Annotated in this window: 1 protein-coding gene and 2 pseudogenes; 2 read left to right on the top strand and 1 reads right to left on the bottom strand. The window is 54.0% G+C overall.

The window, feature by feature from the left end:
* Nucleotides 1-214 precede the first annotated feature (214 nt).
* Nucleotides 215-814: pseudogene (locus tag GJA_RS25500) on the top strand (IS630 family transposase); the annotation flags it as partial.
* Here the strand turns inward: GJA_RS25500 and tnpA are convergent.
* The gene (tnpA, locus tag GJA_RS28760) at nucleotides 723-974 is read right to left on the bottom strand and encodes an IS66 family insertion sequence element accessory protein TnpA (protein WP_422567937.1); all 252 of its coding nucleotides are present in this window, start codon (nucleotides 972-974) and stop codon (nucleotides 723-725) included. The pseudogene GJA_RS25500 and the gene tnpA overlap by 92 nt on opposite strands.
* A 103-nt stretch (nucleotides 975-1,077) precedes the next feature.
* On the opposite strand from tnpA, the pseudogene GJA_RS25495 reads away from it, so the two are divergent.
* Nucleotides 1,078-1,458 (top strand): annotated as a pseudogene (locus tag GJA_RS25495) (recombinase family protein); the annotation flags it as partial.
* Nucleotides 1,459-1,869 lie beyond the last annotated feature (411 nt).

Genomic DNA, 1,869 nt, shown 5'->3' with positions numbered 1-1,869 from the left:
CTGTAGATCATTGATCTACAGGGCTTTTTTACTGTTTACACGGAATTCAATACACCCCCGATTGAATTTTCTGCTCCTCCGAGCGACAGTAGCTTTCTATGTGCCAGGGCATCATCCAGGCCGGTTCGGCTAGTGTGGTGAGTTAGAAAATCATTGAATAATTTTCCACATGGACTATGTTGTATGCATTCAATGTGCAACATGGGAGGCTGGTATGGGAGCAGGTCGTCCAAAAGTGGAGTTGATCTTGAGCGATGCGGAGCACGATCAATTATCGGTTTGGTCTCGGCGCCGCAAGACAGCCCAAGCGCTGGCATTGCGTTCGCGCATCGTTCTTGTATGCGCTCGCGGCGCAGAGAACAAGATGGTTGCAGCGCAATTGAAGATTGCGAAACAGACCGTCTGCAAATGGCGCGGTCGTTTTATACAATCGCGCCTTGACGGGTTACTTGATGCCCCTCGGCCAGGTGCGCCGCGTACAATTGACGACGCGCGGGTCGATGCTGTGATTGCCAAGACTCTTGAATCGCAGCCTATGAACGCGACGCATTGGAGTACGCGGCCAATGGCAAAGGAAGCGAAGCTATCGCAGACAGCCGTGAGCCGAATTTGGCGCGCTTTTGGTTTGCAACCGCATCGCCAAGAAACGTTCAAGCTCTCCACTGATCCATTATTTGTCGAAAAAACGCGTGATATTGTAGGGCTCTATATAGATCCTCCCGTCAAGGCGATGGTGCTTTGCGTTGACGAGAAAAGCCAAATTCAGGCACTCGACAGGACTCAGCCGATTCTTCCGTTGGCACCAGGCATGCCGCTGGCGCAACTACTGGCGCGGGCACAACCCGCACTGGCAGCAGCGCTGGCTTGGTGCGCACACCTGCCAGACGCCGAACCCAGTACCCGACCTGGCGTATGGGGATGCCATGCCTGATGGCGAACGCGCGCTGTGACAACCCGCTTGCTCGCCACTGCACGATGCGTTCTTGCCAGACCTTTTCTCGTTCTGAATTCACCACTATCTGCTCTCTCGGAATAATCGAAAGTGCCAGTGTGACGAGGCCGATTACGAATTCATAGGTGGGCCGGCTGGCCGCTTACGTTCGTGCGACAGTCGAGCAGCTTGCAGCCGATTCTGTCCGTGTGCATTGCTTAGCGCTCGGCGGCGTCGATCTGACCAGCGCTGCTGGCAAGATGACGATGAGCGTATTAGTTGCGGTGGCCGAGTTCGAGCGTGATCTGTTGGTAGAGCGGACCCAGGCAGGTCTCGCGCGTGCGCGTGCCGAAGGAAAGAAGTTGGGACGTCGGCCAGCGCTGACGACGGCCCAGCAAGCTGACGCAATGGTACGCCTCGTGGCTGGCGAATCAGTGGCCAAGGTGGCTCGTGACTATGGGACGACTCGCCAGTCCATCATGCGAGTACGCGTAAGTCTCGCTTCAGTCGATGTAGTCGACTCCTGACATTCGTGCAGTCGCCTTCTGAAAACGACAGGCGGCAGTGTGATAATTCACGCTTTTTTCGCATAGGCAATATGATATTCTTGGCAATTAACTATATAACATATCAGTAGTGCCTAGCAGCGGCGAGCTTCCAGCTCTGGCGTTTGGTCGGTACGAAAGATTTTTGCAGCCTTTGGGTGGTAAATATCGCGGAGCTCGCTTAATGACAACGCCAAAACTTTGGCTGACGCAGTTTCTGCAACAACGTGACCTTCAGCAACCCGACGGCCGAATGTTGTACGCTTATCGTCTTGATGAAATGGAATATGCGCCTCTTCGTGGCATAGTTGGCACTTGGCTAAGCGACAGAGTTTTGAATAGTGCTGGACACCTTTCACCAGGTGCTGCCGAATTATTCGTACTATACGGAGC

The organism is Janthinobacterium agaricidamnosum NBRC 102515 = DSM 9628 (assembly GCF_000723165.1).
Classification (GTDB): Bacteria; Pseudomonadota; Gammaproteobacteria; order Burkholderiales; family Burkholderiaceae_D; genus Janthinobacterium; species Janthinobacterium agaricidamnosum.
This window is presented reverse-complemented; position numbering and strand designations above follow the sequence as displayed.